The sequence below is a fragment of the Brevundimonas lenta genome (assembly GCF_014196335.1).
GTDB lineage: Bacteria > Pseudomonadota > Alphaproteobacteria > Caulobacterales > Caulobacteraceae > Brevundimonas > Brevundimonas lenta.
Window position 1 is genome coordinate 612,687 of record NZ_JACIDM010000002.1, and the last position, 14,550, is coordinate 627,236.

Annotated in this window: 18 protein-coding genes; 5 read left to right on the plus strand and 13 right to left on the minus strand. The window is 67.3% G+C overall.

The annotated features are described in order from the left end of the window. The first annotated feature begins 30 nt into the window (after positions 1-30). Positions 31-504 carry a MerR family transcriptional regulator gene (locus GGR12_RS10560; RefSeq protein WP_183204366.1) on the plus strand — a complete coding sequence of 158 codons (474 nt, stop codon included), beginning with the start codon at positions 31-33 and terminating at the stop codon, positions 502-504. Here GGR12_RS10560 and arsH read toward each other — a convergent pair. Genes arsH through GGR12_RS10585 form a run of 5 tightly spaced genes read right to left on the minus strand, consistent with a single transcriptional unit; the run spans position 498 to position 3,516 of the window. Continuing rightward, positions 498-1,250 carry an arsenical resistance protein ArsH gene (gene arsH, locus GGR12_RS10565; RefSeq protein WP_183204367.1) on the minus strand — a complete coding sequence of 251 codons (753 nt, stop codon included), beginning with the start codon at positions 1,248-1,250 and terminating at the stop codon, positions 498-500. The genes GGR12_RS10560 and arsH overlap by 7 nt on opposite strands. Beyond that, positions 1,250-1,666, minus strand: a complete 417-nt coding sequence (locus GGR12_RS10570) for a GNAT family N-acetyltransferase (RefSeq protein ID WP_183204368.1) — start codon at positions 1,664-1,666, stop codon at positions 1,250-1,252. Before GGR12_RS10570 ends, arsH begins: the two co-directional genes overlap by 1 nt. After that, a complete protein-coding gene (gene arsB, locus GGR12_RS10575; RefSeq protein WP_183204369.1) occupies positions 1,666-2,751 on the minus strand; it encodes an ACR3 family arsenite efflux transporter in 1,086 nt (361 codons plus the stop codon). The genes GGR12_RS10570 and arsB overlap by 1 nt, the downstream gene beginning before the upstream one ends. Further along, the gene (gene arsC / locus GGR12_RS10580) at positions 2,748-3,173 is read right to left on the minus strand and encodes an arsenate reductase (glutaredoxin) (RefSeq protein ID WP_183204370.1); all 426 of its coding nucleotides are present in this window, start codon (positions 3,171-3,173) and stop codon (positions 2,748-2,750) included. Before arsC ends, arsB begins: the two co-directional genes overlap by 4 nt. A 7-nt stretch (positions 3,174-3,180) precedes the next feature. After that, positions 3,181-3,516, minus strand: a complete 336-nt coding sequence (locus GGR12_RS10585; RefSeq protein ID WP_183204371.1) for an ArsR/SmtB family transcription factor — start codon at positions 3,514-3,516, stop codon at positions 3,181-3,183. Between the two features lie 137 nt (positions 3,517-3,653). Between GGR12_RS10585 and GGR12_RS10590 the strand changes: the two genes are divergently transcribed. After that, entirely contained in the window at positions 3,654-3,944 is a 291-nt protein-coding gene (locus tag GGR12_RS10590) for a helix-turn-helix transcriptional regulator (RefSeq protein ID WP_183204372.1), read from the plus strand. Here GGR12_RS10590 and GGR12_RS10595 read toward each other — a convergent pair. The 6 genes from GGR12_RS10595 to guaB all read right to left on the minus strand — a co-directional run bounded on the left by GGR12_RS10595 (position 3,901) and on the right by guaB (position 11,010). Continuing rightward, positions 3,901-5,154, minus strand: coding sequence for a tyrosine-type recombinase/integrase (locus GGR12_RS10595; RefSeq protein ID WP_183204373.1), 1,254 nt, complete (start codon positions 5,152-5,154; stop codon positions 3,901-3,903). The two genes, GGR12_RS10590 and GGR12_RS10595, sit on opposite strands and share 44 nt — an antisense overlap. Positions 5,155-5,443: 289 nt before the next feature. After that, positions 5,444-7,003 carry a glutamine-hydrolyzing GMP synthase gene (gene guaA, locus GGR12_RS10600; protein WP_183204374.1) on the minus strand — a complete coding sequence of 520 codons (1,560 nt, stop codon included), beginning with the start codon at positions 7,001-7,003 and terminating at the stop codon, positions 5,444-5,446. Next, the gene (locus GGR12_RS10605) at positions 7,000-7,713 is read right to left on the minus strand and encodes a 5'-methylthioadenosine/S-adenosylhomocysteine nucleosidase (protein ID WP_343053213.1); all 714 of its coding nucleotides are present in this window, start codon (positions 7,711-7,713) and stop codon (positions 7,000-7,002) included. Before GGR12_RS10605 ends, guaA begins: the two co-directional genes overlap by 4 nt. After that, on the minus strand, positions 7,710-9,122 hold the full coding sequence (locus tag GGR12_RS10610) for an RsmB/NOP family class I SAM-dependent RNA methyltransferase (protein WP_183204375.1): 1,413 nt from the start codon (positions 9,120-9,122) through the stop codon (positions 7,710-7,712). The genes GGR12_RS10605 and GGR12_RS10610 overlap by 4 nt, the downstream gene beginning before the upstream one ends. A gap of 9 nt (positions 9,123-9,131) precedes the next feature. Next, positions 9,132-9,530, minus strand: coding sequence for an MAPEG family protein (locus GGR12_RS10615; RefSeq protein WP_246328846.1), 399 nt, complete (start codon positions 9,528-9,530; stop codon positions 9,132-9,134). A 19-nt stretch (positions 9,531-9,549) separates the two neighbouring features. Then, a complete protein-coding gene (guaB, locus tag GGR12_RS10620) occupies positions 9,550-11,010 on the minus strand; it encodes an IMP dehydrogenase (RefSeq protein ID WP_183204376.1) in 1,461 nt (486 codons plus the stop codon). Positions 11,011-11,142: 132 nt separating this feature from the next. Here guaB and GGR12_RS10625 point away from each other — a divergent pair, with 132 nt between their 5' ends. Together GGR12_RS10625 and GGR12_RS10630 are read left to right on the plus strand one after the other, a co-directional pair. Next, complete coding sequence (locus tag GGR12_RS10625; protein ID WP_183204377.1) at positions 11,143-11,703, plus strand: DUF2061 domain-containing protein; 561 nt, start codon at positions 11,143-11,145, stop codon at positions 11,701-11,703. Positions 11,704-11,803: 100 nt separating this feature from the next. After that, complete coding sequence (locus GGR12_RS10630) at positions 11,804-12,055, plus strand: DUF6289 family protein (RefSeq protein WP_183204378.1); 252 nt, start codon at positions 11,804-11,806, stop codon at positions 12,053-12,055. Between the two features lie 48 nt (positions 12,056-12,103). Here GGR12_RS10630 and GGR12_RS10635 read toward each other — a convergent pair whose 3' ends face one another. Then, positions 12,104-12,814 carry an RlmE family RNA methyltransferase gene (locus GGR12_RS10635; RefSeq protein WP_183204379.1) on the minus strand — a complete coding sequence of 237 codons (711 nt, stop codon included), beginning with the start codon at positions 12,812-12,814 and terminating at the stop codon, positions 12,104-12,106. A gap of 67 nt (positions 12,815-12,881) precedes the next feature. Between GGR12_RS10635 and GGR12_RS10640 the strand changes: the two genes are divergently transcribed. Further along, positions 12,882-13,346 carry a peptidylprolyl isomerase gene (locus GGR12_RS10640; RefSeq protein ID WP_183204380.1) on the plus strand — a complete coding sequence of 155 codons (465 nt, stop codon included), beginning with the start codon at positions 12,882-12,884 and terminating at the stop codon, positions 13,344-13,346. Positions 13,347-13,380: 34 nt separating this feature from the next. Here the strand turns inward: GGR12_RS10640 and rnd are convergent, their stop codons facing one another. Further along, the gene (gene rnd, locus GGR12_RS10645) at positions 13,381-14,529 is read right to left on the minus strand and encodes a ribonuclease D (RefSeq protein ID WP_183204381.1); all 1,149 of its coding nucleotides are present in this window, start codon (positions 14,527-14,529) and stop codon (positions 13,381-13,383) included. Positions 14,530-14,550: the final 21 nt, after the last annotated feature.

Sequence of the window (14,550 nt, forward strand, 5' to 3'; positions counted from 1 at the left end):
GCTAGAGGATCAAGCGCTTATTCTCGCCCTATGGCCGCTTCCGTCCCCTCGCCTCTCCGTTCTATCGGCAAACTGGCCGCGGCCACCGGGGTCAAGGTCCCGACCATCAGGTTTTACGAACAGATCGGCCTTCTGGCGCCCCCGCCCCGGACGGCAAGCGATCGTCGCCTCTATGACGACGCGGCCGTGCGCCGGCTGTCCTTCATCCGGCATGCGCGCCAGCTGGGCTTCGACCTCGACGCCATCCGCTCCCTGCTGGATCTCTCGGACCACCCAGACCGGCCCTGCGGCGAGGCCAACGCCATCGCCGAGCGTCATTTGTCCGAGGTCACCGAGAAGATCGCCCAACTTCAGGCGCTGCGGACCGAACTGTCTCGGATGTCGGCCGAATGCGCCGGCGGCCGGGTTTCGGCCTGCAAGGTGATCGAAGTCCTGCATGGTCATGATCTGTGCGCGGCGAGCGACCATCGGATCGGCTCTATGGCCGATCCGGCGTCTCACTGAGCGGCGATGGCGATGGCCGCCAGGTCCGTCGCGGCATCGAGCGGGAGTCCCGCCGCCTTGCGTTCGGAGTAGCGGTCCACGAGTTGGACCGCGTGGGGCCGGACCAGGACGGTGAAGCGCACCAGTTCCTCCATCACGTCGACGATGCGCTCATAGTAGGCCGAGGGCTTCATCCGGCCGGCGTCGTCGAACTCCTGGAAAGCCTTGGCCACGCTCGACTGGTTTGGGATGGTGACCATCCGCATCCAGCGTCCGAGCAGGCGCAGGGTGTTGACGGCGTTGAAGCTCTGGGACCCGCCCGAGACCTGCATGACGGCGAGGGTGCGGCCTTGGGTCGGACGCAGACTACCCAGGCTCAGCGGCAGGTGATCGATCTGCAGCTTCATCACGCCGGACACCTGGCCGTGCCGTTCCGGACTGCACCAGACCATGCCTTCCGACCACAGGGCGTGCTCTCGCAGCTCGCGCACCGCCGGGTGGTCGTCATCGCCCGGGGAGCCGGGCAACGGCAGGTCCGAGGGATCGAAAATGCGCGTCTCGCATCCCATCCGCTGCAACAGTCGGGCCGCCTCCTCGACACAGAGGCGCGAATAGGACCGCTCGCGCAGCGACCCGTAAAGGAGCAGAATTCGGGGCGCATGATCGTGCGGACCCAGGCCGCGGCCGGGATCGGCGGACAGATAGGACGCGTCCAGAGCCGGCAGATGATCCGAGTCCGGCAGCGAGCGCAGGCGGGCGAAGGTCATCACAGGTCCTTGGTCAGATAGGCGGCCGACGCCGGGCAGACGTCCGCGAACTCGCGGGTTCGCCGGATCGCGACGGGCGCGGACGCCCGATCGGCGGCGACGAAGCCACGCCGGGCGAAGAAGGGCTCGGCCGTCGTGGTGAGCAGGTGAAGCCGTTCTCCGCCCAGATCCCTCGCCACGGCCTCGGCGGCGGTCAGGATGCGGCTCCCGAGCCCTTGGGCCTTCAGGTCGGCGAGCACGACCAGGGAACGCAGCAGCAAATCCCGGCCCTCCCCCTCCAGGCCGACGTACCCGGCGAGGCCGCCGTGTTCGTGGGCGGTGAAGTAGCGACCGTCGCCGGGGTCCGGCAGACCCGCGCCCCTCAGAGACGCGATCAGGCCGGCGTCATGCGCGTCCACGAGATGCAGGACGACCATCAGACGGCGTCCGCCGGCGGGGCCGTGTCGGGGAACCAGCGTCGGCCCATCCACAGCGCGACTGACACCAGCAGGATCAGCACCGGCACCTCGACCAAGGGGCCGATGACGGCCGCGAAGGCGACGGGCGAGGTCAGCCCGAAGGCCGCGATCGCCACCGCTATGGCCAGCTCGAAATTGTTCGAGGCCGCTGTGAAGGCCAGGGCGGTGGTGCGCGGATAGTCGGCCTCGATCAGCTTGCCCATGAGGAAGCTGACCACGAACATGACGAGGAAATAGATCGTCAGCGGGATGGCGATGCGCAGGGCGTCCAGCGGCAGGGCCACCACCTCCCCGCCCTTGAGGCTGAACATGACCACGATGGTGAACAGCAGGGCGATCAGGGTGATCGGTCCGATGCGCGGCAGGAAACGCTGTTCGTACCAATCGGCGCCGCGGCGGGCGATCAGGCTGCGACGGGTCAGGAAGCCGGCCAGGAAGGGCAGACCGAGGTAGACGAGCACCGCGCTGGCGATGGTCCAGACGCTGACGTCCACCACGCTGCCCTGCAGGCCGAACAGGGGCGGCAGGACGGAGAGGAATATCCAGGCGTAGAGGCTGAAGAACAGGATCTGGAAAATCGAGTTGAAGGCGACGAGACCGGCGACATACTGGTTGTCGCCCCTCGCCAGTTGGTTCCAGACCAGCACCATGGCGATGCAGCGCGCCAGGCCGATCAGGATGACGCCGGTCATGTATTCCGGCTGATCGCGCAGGAAGATGACCGCCAAGGCGAACATCAGCACCGGGCCCAGCACCCAGTTCTGGAACAGGGACAAGGCCAGGACCCGCTTGTCGGCGAAGACGCGCGGCAGCTCTTCGTACCGGACCTTGGCCAGCGGGGGGTACATCATCAGGATCAGACCGATGGCGATCGGGATGTTGGTCGTGCCGATCGAAAGGCTGTCGACCCAGGTCGGCAGGCCCGGCGCCAGCGTCCCCAGAGCCACGCCGAGACTCATGGCCACGAAGATCCACAGCGTCAGCCAGCGGTCGAGGAAGGACAGGCGACGCGGCGACGCGTCCGCCATCGGGGTGTCGATCATCGCTTCACCCGCTGGCCGGCGGCGTCGATGACGACCTCGCCGTCCTCCTTGGTGAAGGGTTTGAGATCATCGGCGGGCAAGAGGTCCAGAACGGCCTCGGACGGTCGGCACAGGCCGACACCGAGAGGACTGACGACGATCGGGCGATTGAGCAGGATCGGATGAGCCTCGATCGCATCGAGCAACTGATCGTCCGTCAGGCCCGGGTCCCCGAGGCCCAGTTCGGCGAAGGGCGTGCCCTTCTCGCGCAACAGATCGCGCAACGGCTTGCCCGCCCGTTCGGTCAGCCAGGCGACCATGGTCCGCGACGGCGGTGTCTTCAGATACTCGACGACATGCGGCTCGATGCCGACGTGGCGGATCAGCTCGAGCGCGTTGCGCGACGTCCCGCAGGCGGGGTTGTGATAGATGACGATGTCCACAGGATCCTCAGGGGCAACAGGGCGCGAGTTCGGCCAGCAGGGGTTCGCACAGGTCCGCCCTGCCCCCGCAGCAGTCCTTGAGCAGGAAGAGGACCAGGTCGCGAAGCCGGTCCAGGTCAGCCCGGTAGATGATCGACCGGCTGCGGCGCTCCGACTTGATCAGTCCCGCCCGGGTCAGGACGCCGAGATGGGACGACAGGGTGTTGGCCGGAATCGCCAAGTGGTTTGAGATGTCACCGGCTGGCAGGCCGTCGGGTTCGTGACGCACGAGAAGGCGAAACGCCTCCAGCCGCGTCGATTGCGCCAGGGCGGCGAGAGCGAGAATCGAAGCTTCGGTTTCCATAGTTCCGAATTAGTCGAACTATGGAAATGTTCAAGCCCCCTCGCCCGTGTGCGCCGTAAGCCTACGGTGGAGAGGTTGCGGCTAGGCCTTCCGCAGTCTTTCGAGTTCGATTCCCCACAGCAACGTGGAGATACTCGATGGCCCAGGCCGACCCGCCGCTGAGGCGCACTATCAAGAAGCCGCAGCTCCGTCAGATGGTGCCGCTGGCCGACAGCACCATCTGGGAGATGGAGCAGCGCGGCCAGTTCCCCAGGCGGTTCCTGCTGACGCCGCGCTGCGTCGTCTGGGACCTCGCCGAGGTCGAGGCCTGGCTGGCGCTTCGCCGGGCCAAGCCGATCCGCCGGGCTCCGCCGCCCGACGTCCGCAAGCGGGTCACCCGACCGGTCAGAGCCGCGGATCGAAACGAGGACCGGCCGTTTCCGGGATGACGAGCACGGGCGTGAACGCCCGCCCCGCCTCCCAGGCGTCCACGGCGTTCGACCACTCCTGGGCCATATGCCGACGCTGGGCCTCGAACTCGGCCTTGTTGTAGACCCCGCGCGACGACCGCTCCTCGTGGGCGAGGCATTTCTCGATCCAGTCCGAGTTGAAACCCATCTCGTGCAGCAGCGTCGAGGCCGTCCGCCGCAGGTCGTGAACCGTGAAAGGCTCCAGCGGCAGGTCCCGCTCCCCCGCGCGCTCGGCGATCGCCGAAGTCACCCGGTTGAAGGTGGCCCGCGACATCGGCGCATCGGCGTCGTAGCGAGACGGCAGGATGTAGCGGGAGTTGCCGGCGCAGGTCTTCAACGCGATCAGGATGTCGAGCATCTGGGTCGAGAGGTAGACGTTGTGCGGCCGCGACCGCTTCATCCGCTCCTTCGGGATCGACCAGACGGCGTTGGCGAAATCGACCTCGTCCCAGACCCCGTCCTGGAGCTCGCTCTTCCGGACCATGCTCAGCAGGATAAACTTCAGGCCGAGGCGGATCGTCGGCAGGGTCGCCACCTCCCCCAGCAGATTCAGCGCGATCCGGATCTCCGTCGGCGACAGCGACCGGTCGCGCGGCCGGAAGGTGGCGATGGAGGCCGGCCCGACCCCGTCGGCCGGATTGTCGATCTTCTCGCCGTGCAGGATGGCGTAGGCGTAGATCTGTTTGACGATGTCGCGGACGTGGACGGCCGTCGCCGGCGCGCCCCGCTCGACGATGGTCTTGCAGTGGGCGCGAAGGTCGTTGGGCGTGATCTCGTTCAGCAACCGGTTGCGCCATTGAGGCAGGATTTCCCGGTTGAAGATGGACCGACGCATGTTGCGGGTGCTGTCCGCCATGGGCGCATGGTCTATCCACCGCTGGGCCACATGCTCGAAGCTCCGCGCCTGCTGCAGGCGCCGTTTGGCCCGCTGCTTCTCCAGCGCGGGCGAGACGCCTTCGGCGATCATTCGCTTGGCGTCGATGACCTTCTCGCGGGCCTTGGCGAGCGACAGGCCCGCCGGACCATAGGTGCCCAGGGTGACGGATTCCCGCCGCCCGTTGAAGCGGTAGTCGTACTTGAAGGCGATGCCGCCCTTGGGCGAAATCAGCAGGTACAGACCGTCCCTGTCGGTCATTTTGTAAGATTTTGATTTTGGGCGAATATTTCGCAATGCGGCGTCGGTAAGCATGCCGTTTTGACTCCAAAAGACCGTCAGGCGCTTTCGAGGTCTTTCGGGATCATTTTCCTTCGCCAAATCCGTAGCTTGGCTCGAAAAAAGACCGTCAGGACGCTCTCGGCCCTCTGACGGTATGGAGCGGAGTCCCGGCGGGCAATGGCGGCGGGACCGTCAGAGCGACCGACGCAGACGAAAGCAGCCCCTCGAATGATACCGAGAGGCTGCGAAATCATTTTTCTTATAAGTCAGTGTTTTAGCGCGACTTTCGGAAGCGCTCTGAAAAGATTCAGAAGGCTCTGAATCATTCCCACTCGATCGTTCCGGGCGGCTTCGACGTCACGTCGTAGACGACCCGGTTGACGCCGCGGACCTCGTTGATGATCCGGGTCGCGGTCTTGCCCAGCACATCCCACGGGAACTGGAAGAAGTCGGCGGTCATGCCGTCGGTCGAGCTGACGGCGCGCAGGGCCAGCACCTTCTCATAGGTGCGGGCGTCGCCCATGACGCCGACGGTCTTGACCGGCAGCAGGACGGCGAAGGCCTGCCAGATATCGTCGTAGAGGCCGGCCTTGCGGATCTCGTCCAGATAGATGGCGTCGGCGTCCTGCAGGGTGGCGACGGCCTCGGGCGTGATCTCGCCGGGGATGCGGATGGCCAGGCCCGGTCCGGGGAACGGGTGGCGGCCGACGAAGGCGTCGGTCAGGCCGAGCTCGCGGCCGAGGGCGCGGACCTCGTCCTTGAACAGCTCGCGAAGCGGCTCGACCAGCTTCAGCTTCATATAGTCCGGCAGGCCGCCGACGTTGTGGTGGCTCTTGATGACGTGGGCCTTGCCGCTGGACGACGACACGCTCTCGATCACGTCGGGATAGAGGGTGCCCTGGGCGAGGAATTCGGCGCCCTCGATCTTCGAGGCCTCGCGATCGAAAATCTCGATGAAGACGCGGCCGATGGTCTTGCGCTTGGTTTCGGGGTCCGACTGACCGGCCAGTTCGCCGAGGAATTCCTTCGACGCATCAACGTGGATCAGGGGAATGTTGTAGTGCTCGCGGAAGAGCGTGGTGACCTGTTTGGCCTCGTCCTTGCGCAGCAGGCCGGTGTCGACGAAGACGCAGGTCAGGTGGTCGCCGATGGCCTCGTGGATCAGGACCGCGGCGACCGAGCTGTCGACGCCGCCCGACAGGCCGCAGATGACCTTGGCCGAACCGACCTGTTCGCGGATCTGGGCGATCTTCTCGTCGCGATAGGCAGCCATGGTCCAGTCGCCCTTCAGCCCGGCGATGCCGTGGGTGAAGTTCTTGAGCATCTGGTGGCCGCGCGGGGTGTGCATCACCTCCGGGTGGAACTGGACGCCGTAGAAGCGACGGGTCTCGTCGGCGATGACGGCATAGGGCGAACCGGCCGAGGAGGCGACGACATCGAAGCCTTCGGGGATGGCGACGATCTTGTCGCCGTGGCTCATCCAGACGGTCTCTTCCTCACCGACGGGCGCCAGATCGGCCAGCAGGGGCGAGGCCTTTTCGACCGTGATCGCGGCGCGGCCGAACTCGCGGGTGTGGCCGCCCTCGACCTTGCCGCCGAGCTGTTCGCACATGGTCATTTCGCCGTAGCAGATGCCCAGGACCGGCACGCCGGCGTCGAAGACGGACTGCGGGGCGCGAGGGCTGCCCTCCTCGTGCACGCTCTCCGGTCCGCCGGACAGGATGATCGCCGCCGGGTTCATGGCCGCCAGCGCCGCTTCAGCCTTCGCGTAGGGATGGATCTCGCAATAGACGTTCGCCTCACGCAGGCGGCGGGCGATCAACTGGGTGACCTGGCTGCCGAAGTCGACGATCAGGACCTTCTGGTGGACGGGCGTGGTCATGGGCGTTCCAGATTCGGGGTCGGCGTGGAATGGGCGGGGTCTTGAAGGTTCGGGACGCCCGGATCAAGGGCGACGAGGCCGTCGGCCGTCAGCACGGCGGCGAGGCGATCGAGGGCGTCAGCCAGATTGGAGTCGACGTGATGCAGGGTGGAGGTCCAATCCTCGAGCTTCGTCAGCTCGGAGCGGCCGTCGCTGACGCCGCGCAGGGCCACCAGCGGGATGCCGAAGGTCTGGGCCGCGCGCAGCAGGGCGAAGGTCTCCATGTCGACCATGTCGGCGTCCACGGCGTCATAGGCGGCGCCGGAGACGACATTGGCCCCGGTCGACAGCCGGGCGGTCGGCAGGCCGGGCACCGGACACGGCAGGGTCATGACCGGCGGCAGGTCGAGCAACGGCGTCACGCCCTTCTCGAAACCGAGGACGCGGGCGTCCATGTCGCGGTAGCTGACCGACGAGGCCTGATAGACCGCCGCGTGTTCGAGATCGCGCGAGCCGCAGGAGCCGAGCGAGACGATCAGGTCCGGTTGATGGCTGGACGCCTCAAGGCGCGCCAGGGTCGCCGCCAGGGCGACGGCGGCCTCGACAGGGCCGACGCCGGTGATCAGGGGCTGGATGCGCGCGCGAAGCGCCGGGCCGTATTCGACCGGCGCCGCCATCACGCAGAGGACGGAAAGATCGCCGTAAGTCTGGAGGGACCAGCTCCCGTTCACGCCGTCCTCTCGTAGACGGCGGCGAAGAAGCCGTCGGTGTTGGTGGAAGCGGGCGAGAGACGCAGGCGGTGGCCGCTGGCGGCGTTCGCCAGCTTGGCGCGGGCGGCATCGGTCAGGGTCGGCGTGCTGAGCAGGTCGGAGATCGCGACCGGGATGAAGCCGGGGTGCGCGGCTTCGAAGGCGTCGGCGGTGGCTTCGTTCTCGCCGGTCAGCATCGAGCAGGTGACATAGACCAGGCGACCGCCCGGCTTCACCAGGTGGACGGCCTGGTCGAGGATGCGCAGTTGCAGGGCATGGAGGCGCTCGACCTCGTCGGTCTTCAGCCGCCAGGCGTCCTCGGGACGGCGGCGCCAGGTGCCGGAGCCGCTGCAGGGGGCGTCGACGAAGACCAGGTCGGCCTTGCCGTTGACGTCCTCGACCCCGCCGCCGTTCTGGCCCAGCAGGCGCAGATCGGCGGAGACGCCGGCGCGCTGCAGGCGCGGGCGGATGTTGTCGAGGCGCTTCTGGACCACGTCGCAGGCGATCAGCTTCATGCCCGCGGCGAGCTCGACCTTCGGCTTGCCGCCGGCGCCTTCTTCGCCGCCGGTGGGCGACCAGCCGGCCGGCTTCGGCGCGACCGCGCCGGGCTTGGCCTGCGGCAGGGCCTGGGCGGCCAGGGCGAGGGTCTTGCCGCCGCCGCCGGCGCAATAGTCGACGACGATGGTGTCAGGCGTGAACGGGATGCCGGCGCCGGCCAGCCAGGTGACGATCTGGCTGCCTTCGTCCTGGATCTCGATCTGGCCCGCCTTGAAGGCGTCCTGGGCCTGGACGTTGGGCGGCGGCTCGGACGGGAGGCGCAGGCCCCAGGTCGAGAACGGCGTCCGCTCGGGCGTCAGGCCGGCGGCCGTCAGCTCGCCCTTCACGCCGTCCACGGTGGCGCGGGCGCTGTTGACGCGCAGGTCGATCGGCGCGCGCGGGGCCATCAGCTCGCGGGCCTCTTCGGTCCAGCGGTCGCCGAAGGTGGTCTTGAAGTCCTCGACCACGAACTCGGGCAGGCCGGCGGCCACCCAGCCGGGCAGATCGCCTTCGCCGGCCGTCAGGCGGGCGCGTTCCTGCTTGGACAGCGGACGCGGGCCGTAGCCGTCGCCCGAGTGCAGGGCCTCGATCTCTTCAAGCGACAGGCCGTCGATCAGGCTGAGCGAGCCGATGACGAGGGCGCGGCCGTCCTCGCGGCCGCCCATGGCCCAGACCAGACGGCCGCGGGCGCGAAGCACGCGGTAGACGCGGTCGGCGACGGCGCGGCGGTCCTTGGACCCGGCGTAGCGGTTGGTCTGTCCCCAGGCCTTGAGCACGACTTCGGCCGGGGCGCGGCCCTGGGCGATGCTGTCCAGAACGGAGGCGGCGGCGGCGAGGCGGGCGGCTGGGGTCAATTCAGGCTTTCAAACAAACAATGCGGCGAGGACCATCACCAGACCGGCGGCGGCGACGAGCCAGACCAGGGTGCGGATGTATGGAACGCCGAAGGCGTAGAGCGGGACGTAAATGACCCGCGCAAAGAAATAGAGATGAGCGCCGAGGGCGGTCAGGAAACCGTCCTTACCCGCGATATGCGCCATGATAACGGCGGCGGCGAAGATCGGCAGGGTCTCGAACAGATTGGCCTGGGCGCGCATCAGGCGGCCGGCCAGCTTGCCGGGCGGCGGGACCTCGGCGTCGCGCGGTCCCGCATTCCATTTGGCGCCGAGCTCCGAGGTCCGGACCACGGTCGCCAGCCCGATCTGGACCAGCGCCAGGATCAGGGTGAAGGCCAGCATGATGAACTCAGGCGTCATATCCATGCCTGCCGGCCCTCCCTTCTCAGCCCTGACGGTAGTTCGGCGCCTCGCGCGTGATCATCACGTCGTGGACGTGGCTCTCCCGCAGACCGGCTCCGGTGATGCGCACGAAGCGGGCGCGTTCCTGGAAGTCGGCGATGGTGGCGGCGCCGACATAGCCCATGGCCGCGCGAAGACCGCCGACCATCTGGTGCAGCACCGGGGCGATCGGCCCCTTGTACGGCGTCTGGCCCTCGATGCCCTCGGGGACCAGCTTGCGCGTGTCCTCGACTTCCTTCTGGAAGTAGCGGTCGGCCGAGCCGGCGCCCATGGCCCCGACCGACCCCATGCCGCGGTACGACTTGTAGGACCGGCCCTGGTACAGGAAGACCTCGCCCGGGCTTTCGTCGGTGCCCGCGAACATCGAGCCCATCATGGCGACCGAGGCGCCAGCCGCGATGGCCTTGGCGAAGTCGCCCGAATACTTGATGCCGCCGTCGGCGATGATCGGCACGCCCGAGGCGCGTCCGGCGCGGACGGCTTCGAGGATGGCGGTCAGCTGGGGCACGCCCACGCCCGCGACGATGCGGGTGGTGCAGATCGAGCCCGGGCCGATGCCGACCTTCACGGCGTCGGCGCCCGCGTCGATCAGGGCGCGTGCGGCTTCATAGGTGGCGACATTGCCGGCGATGACCTGAAGGCGGTTGGATTCCCGCTTCACCCGTTCGACGGCGCGCGCGACCTGGATCGAGTGGCCATGGGCGGTGTCGATGACGACCACGTCGACGCCGGCGTCAGCCAGGGCCATCGAGCGCTCGAAGCCGGCGTCGCCGACGGTGGAGGCGGCGCCGACCAGCAGGCGGCCCTGCTCGTCCTTGGCGGCGTTCGGGAAGGCGTGGGCCTTCTCGATGTCCTTCATCGTGATCAGGCCGACCGCGCGATAGGAGTCGTCGACGACGATGACGCGTTCGATCTTGCGAGTGCGCAGCAGGTTCTGCGCCTCCTCGCGGCCGGCGCCTTCGCGGACGGTGACCAGCTCGCCGGTCGTCATCAGCTCGGCGGCCTTGCGGTTCGGATCGGTGTCGAAGCGCATGTCGCGGTTGGTCAGGATGCCGACCAGCTTGCCCGACTTCGGATCGACGACCGGGAAGCCCGAGATCTTCTTGCGGGCCACGATGGCGCGGACCTCGCCGAGAGTCGTCTCGGGATTGATGGTCACCGGATTGATGACCATGCCGCTTTCGTAGCGTTTGACCTCGCGAACCTGGTCGGCCTGTTCCTCGACCGAGAGGTTGCGGTGAAGAACACCCAGACCGCCGGCCTGGGCCATGGCGATGGCCAGCCGGCTTTCGGTGACCGTGTCCATGGCGGACGAGGTCACAGGGATGTTCAACCTGATGTCGCGGGTGAGCTTCGTCGAGACATCCGCTTCAGCGGGCATGATCTCGGACGGGCCGGGTTCCAGCAAAACATCGTCGAAGGTGAGCCCTTCGCGTATCTCCATGAGGAGTCTCCGTTTTGCGGGCCGCGTATAGCGGTGGAAGGCCGGGAACCGCAAGGGCCGCCTGCGTCCTATCGACAGGATAAGAACAATTGCCTTGCCTGTTGCGGCGCCGGCCCCACATCTGAAGACTTCATGGTCCGACTGTTGATCAGCACCGCCCGCCGCCTCGCCCTGAAGATCGCGAGCTATGGCGTCATGCACCTGGTGGTCGCCATCCTGGTCGCCTTCGCCATCACGCGCGACTGGCGGCTGGCGCTGGCGGTCGGCGTGGTCGAGCCCTTCTTCCAGACCATCGCCTATTCGATTCACGACCGCGTCTGGCACCGCGTCGAACGGCGGCGGATGCTGTCGAACGTAGAGGAGGCGGCCGAGGCCTTCACCGCGCGCCTGGAGGTCATGACCCCCGAGGAGCAGACCCGGGCCCACGGCCACGGTCACGGCCACCACGGGCACAGCCATGCCCTGCCCCGCTCGTTCAAGCAGATCGCGCTGAAGACCGTCACCTACGGCCTGATGCATTTCACCGTGGCGGTGACGGTGGCCTATGCGCTGACCCAGAACATCCGGGTGGCGCTGGCCATCGGCATCACCGAGCCGCTGGTGCAGACGGTGTTCTTCACGATCCACGACCGCATCTGGACGCGGATCGAGGCGAAGAAGGCGAAGCGCGCGGCGGACCTGGCGCAGGCCTGACGATCACGTCGGGTTGCAATAATACTCTTTGAGATTGCAGTCCGACAACCTTGACCACTACGGTGGCGAGGCCCGCTTCCGGGCACAGGGAGTCCATGCAATGAACGTGAAGACCCTCAAATCCACGGTGGTGCGTACCGCCCAGATCGCCGTCCTTGCGCTGGCCACCACGACCGGCGTCGGCTTCGGCGCAGCTCTCGCCGCGCCTGCGTTCTCGATCGAACGGGAATACTTCTCGGACGCCACCTACAACGTCACGGTCGGCGGCAGCGGCATCACCTGCGGCGCCAACCAGTGGGGCTGGGGCGAGCGGACGGAGTACGTGCTGTACTACTACGAATCCTGCGCCTGACGCCGGTAGGTCTGGCCGCGGGGAGGGAATTGCCCTCCCCGCAAGGCTTCAACGCTTGTTCAGCGCGACCAGGAAGACCTCGGCGCTGTCCTTCCGGCTTGAGGCCGGCTTGACGTATTTCACCGTCTCGAACTCCGCGCGCAGGCGGGCCAGCACGCCGCCGGCGTCGCCGCCCTGGAAGTTCTTGGAGACGAAATTGCCGCCCGGTTTCAGGGTGCGGATGGCGAAGTCCGCCGCGATCTCGATCAGGGCGATGATCTTCAGATGGTCGGTCTGGCGGTGGCCGACGGTGTTGTGGGCCATGTCCGACAGGACCAGGTCCGGCGGGCCGCCCAGCAGGTCGATCATCTGTTGATCGACGCCCGGATGGGTGAAGTCGGCCTGAATCAGGGTGGCGCCGGGAATCGGCTCGATCATCAGCAGGTCGACGCCCACGACCGAGGTCGCACCGCGTTCCAGCGCCACCTGGACCCAGCCGCCGGGGGCCGCGCCCAGGTCGATGACCCGGCTGCCCCGTTTGATCAGGCGAAAGCGGTCGTCGATCTCCAGCAGTTTGAAGGCGGCGCGGCTGCGCCAGCCTTCGGCCCGCGCGCGCTCGGACCATTTGTCGGACAGCTGGCGTTTGATCCACTGCTGGCTGGACATCGACTTGGTGTCCGCCGTCTTCATCTTGGTGCCCATGCCGCGGCCTGCAGCCGTTCCGCCCGTGGGCGGTTTGACCATGCGGCGGCGTTCGACGGGCTTTTCGTCTTCGCTCATGCATCCCACATAGCCGCGACCGGCTTTGCGGGCTATGGACCCGCGACAATTCACAAGGAGCGTACCGATGACCGATGAAACCCTGACCTTCTCGCTGGACACCGGCGACGGCGAACAGCGCGACGTGGTCATCAAGCTGCGCCCCGACCTGGCGCCGGGCCACGTGGCCCGCATCACCGAGCTGGCCAAGGAAGGCTTCTACGACGACGTGGTCTTCCACCGCGTGATCCCGGGCTTCATGGCCCAGGGCGGCGATCCGACCGGCACCGGCACCTCGGGCTCGAAGAAGCCGGACCTGAAGGCCGAGTTCTCGGCAGAGCCGCACGTGCGCGGCGTGTGCTCGATGGCCCGCACCAGCGATCCGAACAGCGCCAACAGCCAGTTCTTCATCTGCCTGGACGACGCGACCTTCCTCGACCGCCAGTATACGGTCTGGGGCGAAGTGATCGAAGGCATGGACAACGTCGACGCCCTGCCGAAGGGCGAACCGCCCCGCAAGCCGGGCAAGATCGTCAAGGCCACGGTGGCCTAAAAGGAAAGGGCCGCTCGATGGAGCGGCCCTTTTTCTATTCGATCTCGACGACCTCGACCCGCGGTCCGTTGAGGACCAGGGCGATTTCGCCGCGCTTGAGCTTCAGGGCGTCGTCGCCGAACAGCTGGCGGCGCCAGCCGTGCAGAGCCTCGACGTCGGCGTTGTCGTCGAGCGCGATCTTCTCCAGGTCGGCGACGTTGGCGATCAGCTTGGTGGCCACGCCGGCGTTGTCGCTCTTGGCCTTGAGCAGGACCTTCAGCAGTTCGACGACCGAGGGCGGCGCAGGCTGGTTGTGCGACGGACGCTCCAGCTTGGGCGCATGCGCCTCCGGATCGGCCAGCACGCGCTTCAGCTCGGCGGTCAGCTCCAGACCGAGGCGCGAGGCGCCGAAGCCCTTGGGCACGGAGCGCAGGCGGTTGAAGGCGTCCGGGTCGGTCGGACCCTGGGCGGCGATCTCGTCGATCGCCTCATCCTTGAGGATGCGGCCGCGCGGCTGGTCGCGCTCCTGGGCCGCGCGCTCGCGCCAGACGGCGGTCGCGACGAAGGCGGCGAGATATTTGGCGGCGTACTTCTTGGGCTTCAGACGCTTCCACGCCTTTTCCGGATCGGTGTCGTACAGCGCCGGATCGGTCAGATCCTCCATCTCGGCGGTGACCCAGTCGATGCGGCCGTCCTTCTTCAGACGATCGCGCAGCTTGGGGAACAGGGCCGCGAGATGGGTCACGTCGCCGAGCGCATAGACCAGCTGCGCCTCGGACAGCGGCCGGCGGGCCCAGTCGGTGAAGCGGCTGCCCTTGTCGACTTCCTGGCGCAGCATCTGGCGGACCAGGGCCTCGTACGAGACCTGATCGCCGAAGCCGGCGGCCATGGCGGCGACCTGGGTGTCGAACATCGGCTTGGGCATCGCGCCCAGCTTCACAAAAATTTCCACGTCCTGGCGGGCGGCGTGGAAGACCTTGAGAATCGATTCGTCGCGCAGGAGCTCGAGGAAGGGCTCCAGATCGAGGCCCTCCGCCAGCGGATCAATGATGGCGGCGTCCGTCGGCGAAGCGGCCTGGATCAGGCACAGCTTGGGCCAGTACGTCGTCTCCCGCATGAATTCCGTATCGACGGTGATGAAGGGAGCTGTGGCGAGGCGTGCACAGAAGTCGCGCAGAGCGTCGGTGGTGGTGATCGGCGTCATTCGGATGCTATAGCCCCGCGC

Bases quoted from the DNA above. Each gene is read 5' to 3' on its own strand.
- GGR12_RS10640 (WP_183204380.1), top strand. From the start codon at position 12,882: ATGACCGATGAAACCCTGACCTTCTCGCTGGACACCGGCGACGGCGAA.
- GGR12_RS10570 (WP_183204368.1), bottom strand. From the start codon at position 1,666: ATGGTCGTCCTGCATCTCGTGGACGCGCATGACGCCGGCCTGATCGCG.
- GGR12_RS10560 (WP_183204366.1), top strand. From the start codon at position 31: ATGGCCGCTTCCGTCCCCTCGCCTCTCCGTTCTATCGGCAAACTGGCC.
- GGR12_RS10625 (WP_183204377.1), top strand. From the start codon at position 11,143: ATGGTCCGACTGTTGATCAGCACCGCCCGCCGCCTCGCCCTGAAGATC.
- GGR12_RS10635 (WP_183204379.1), bottom strand. From the start codon at position 12,814: ATGAGCGAAGACGAAAAGCCCGTCGAACGCCGCCGCATGGTCAAACCG.
- arsH (WP_183204367.1), bottom strand. From the start codon at position 1,250: ATGACCTTCGCCCGCCTGCGCTCGCTGCCGGACTCGGATCATCTGCCG.
- guaB (WP_183204376.1), bottom strand. From the start codon at position 11,010: ATGGAGATACGCGAAGGGCTCACCTTCGACGATGTTTTGCTGGAACCC.
- arsB (WP_183204369.1), bottom strand. From the start codon at position 2,751: ATGATCGACACCCCGATGGCGGACGCGTCGCCGCGTCGCCTGTCCTTC.
- GGR12_RS10595 (WP_183204373.1), bottom strand. From the start codon at position 5,154: ATGCTTACCGACGCCGCATTGCGAAATATTCGCCCAAAATCAAAATCT.
- guaA (WP_183204374.1), bottom strand. From the start codon at position 7,003: ATGACCACGCCCGTCCACCAGAAGGTCCTGATCGTCGACTTCGGCAGC.
- GGR12_RS10585 (WP_183204371.1), bottom strand. From the start codon at position 3,516: ATGGAAACCGAAGCTTCGATTCTCGCTCTCGCCGCCCTGGCGCAATCG.
- GGR12_RS10590 (WP_183204372.1), top strand. From the start codon at position 3,654: ATGGCCCAGGCCGACCCGCCGCTGAGGCGCACTATCAAGAAGCCGCAG.
- GGR12_RS10630 (WP_183204378.1), top strand. From the start codon at position 11,804: ATGAACGTGAAGACCCTCAAATCCACGGTGGTGCGTACCGCCCAGATC.
- GGR12_RS10615 (WP_246328846.1), bottom strand. From the start codon at position 9,530: ATGGATATGACGCCTGAGTTCATCATGCTGGCCTTCACCCTGATCCTG.
- rnd (WP_183204381.1), bottom strand. From the start codon at position 14,529: ATGACGCCGATCACCACCACCGACGCTCTGCGCGACTTCTGTGCACGC.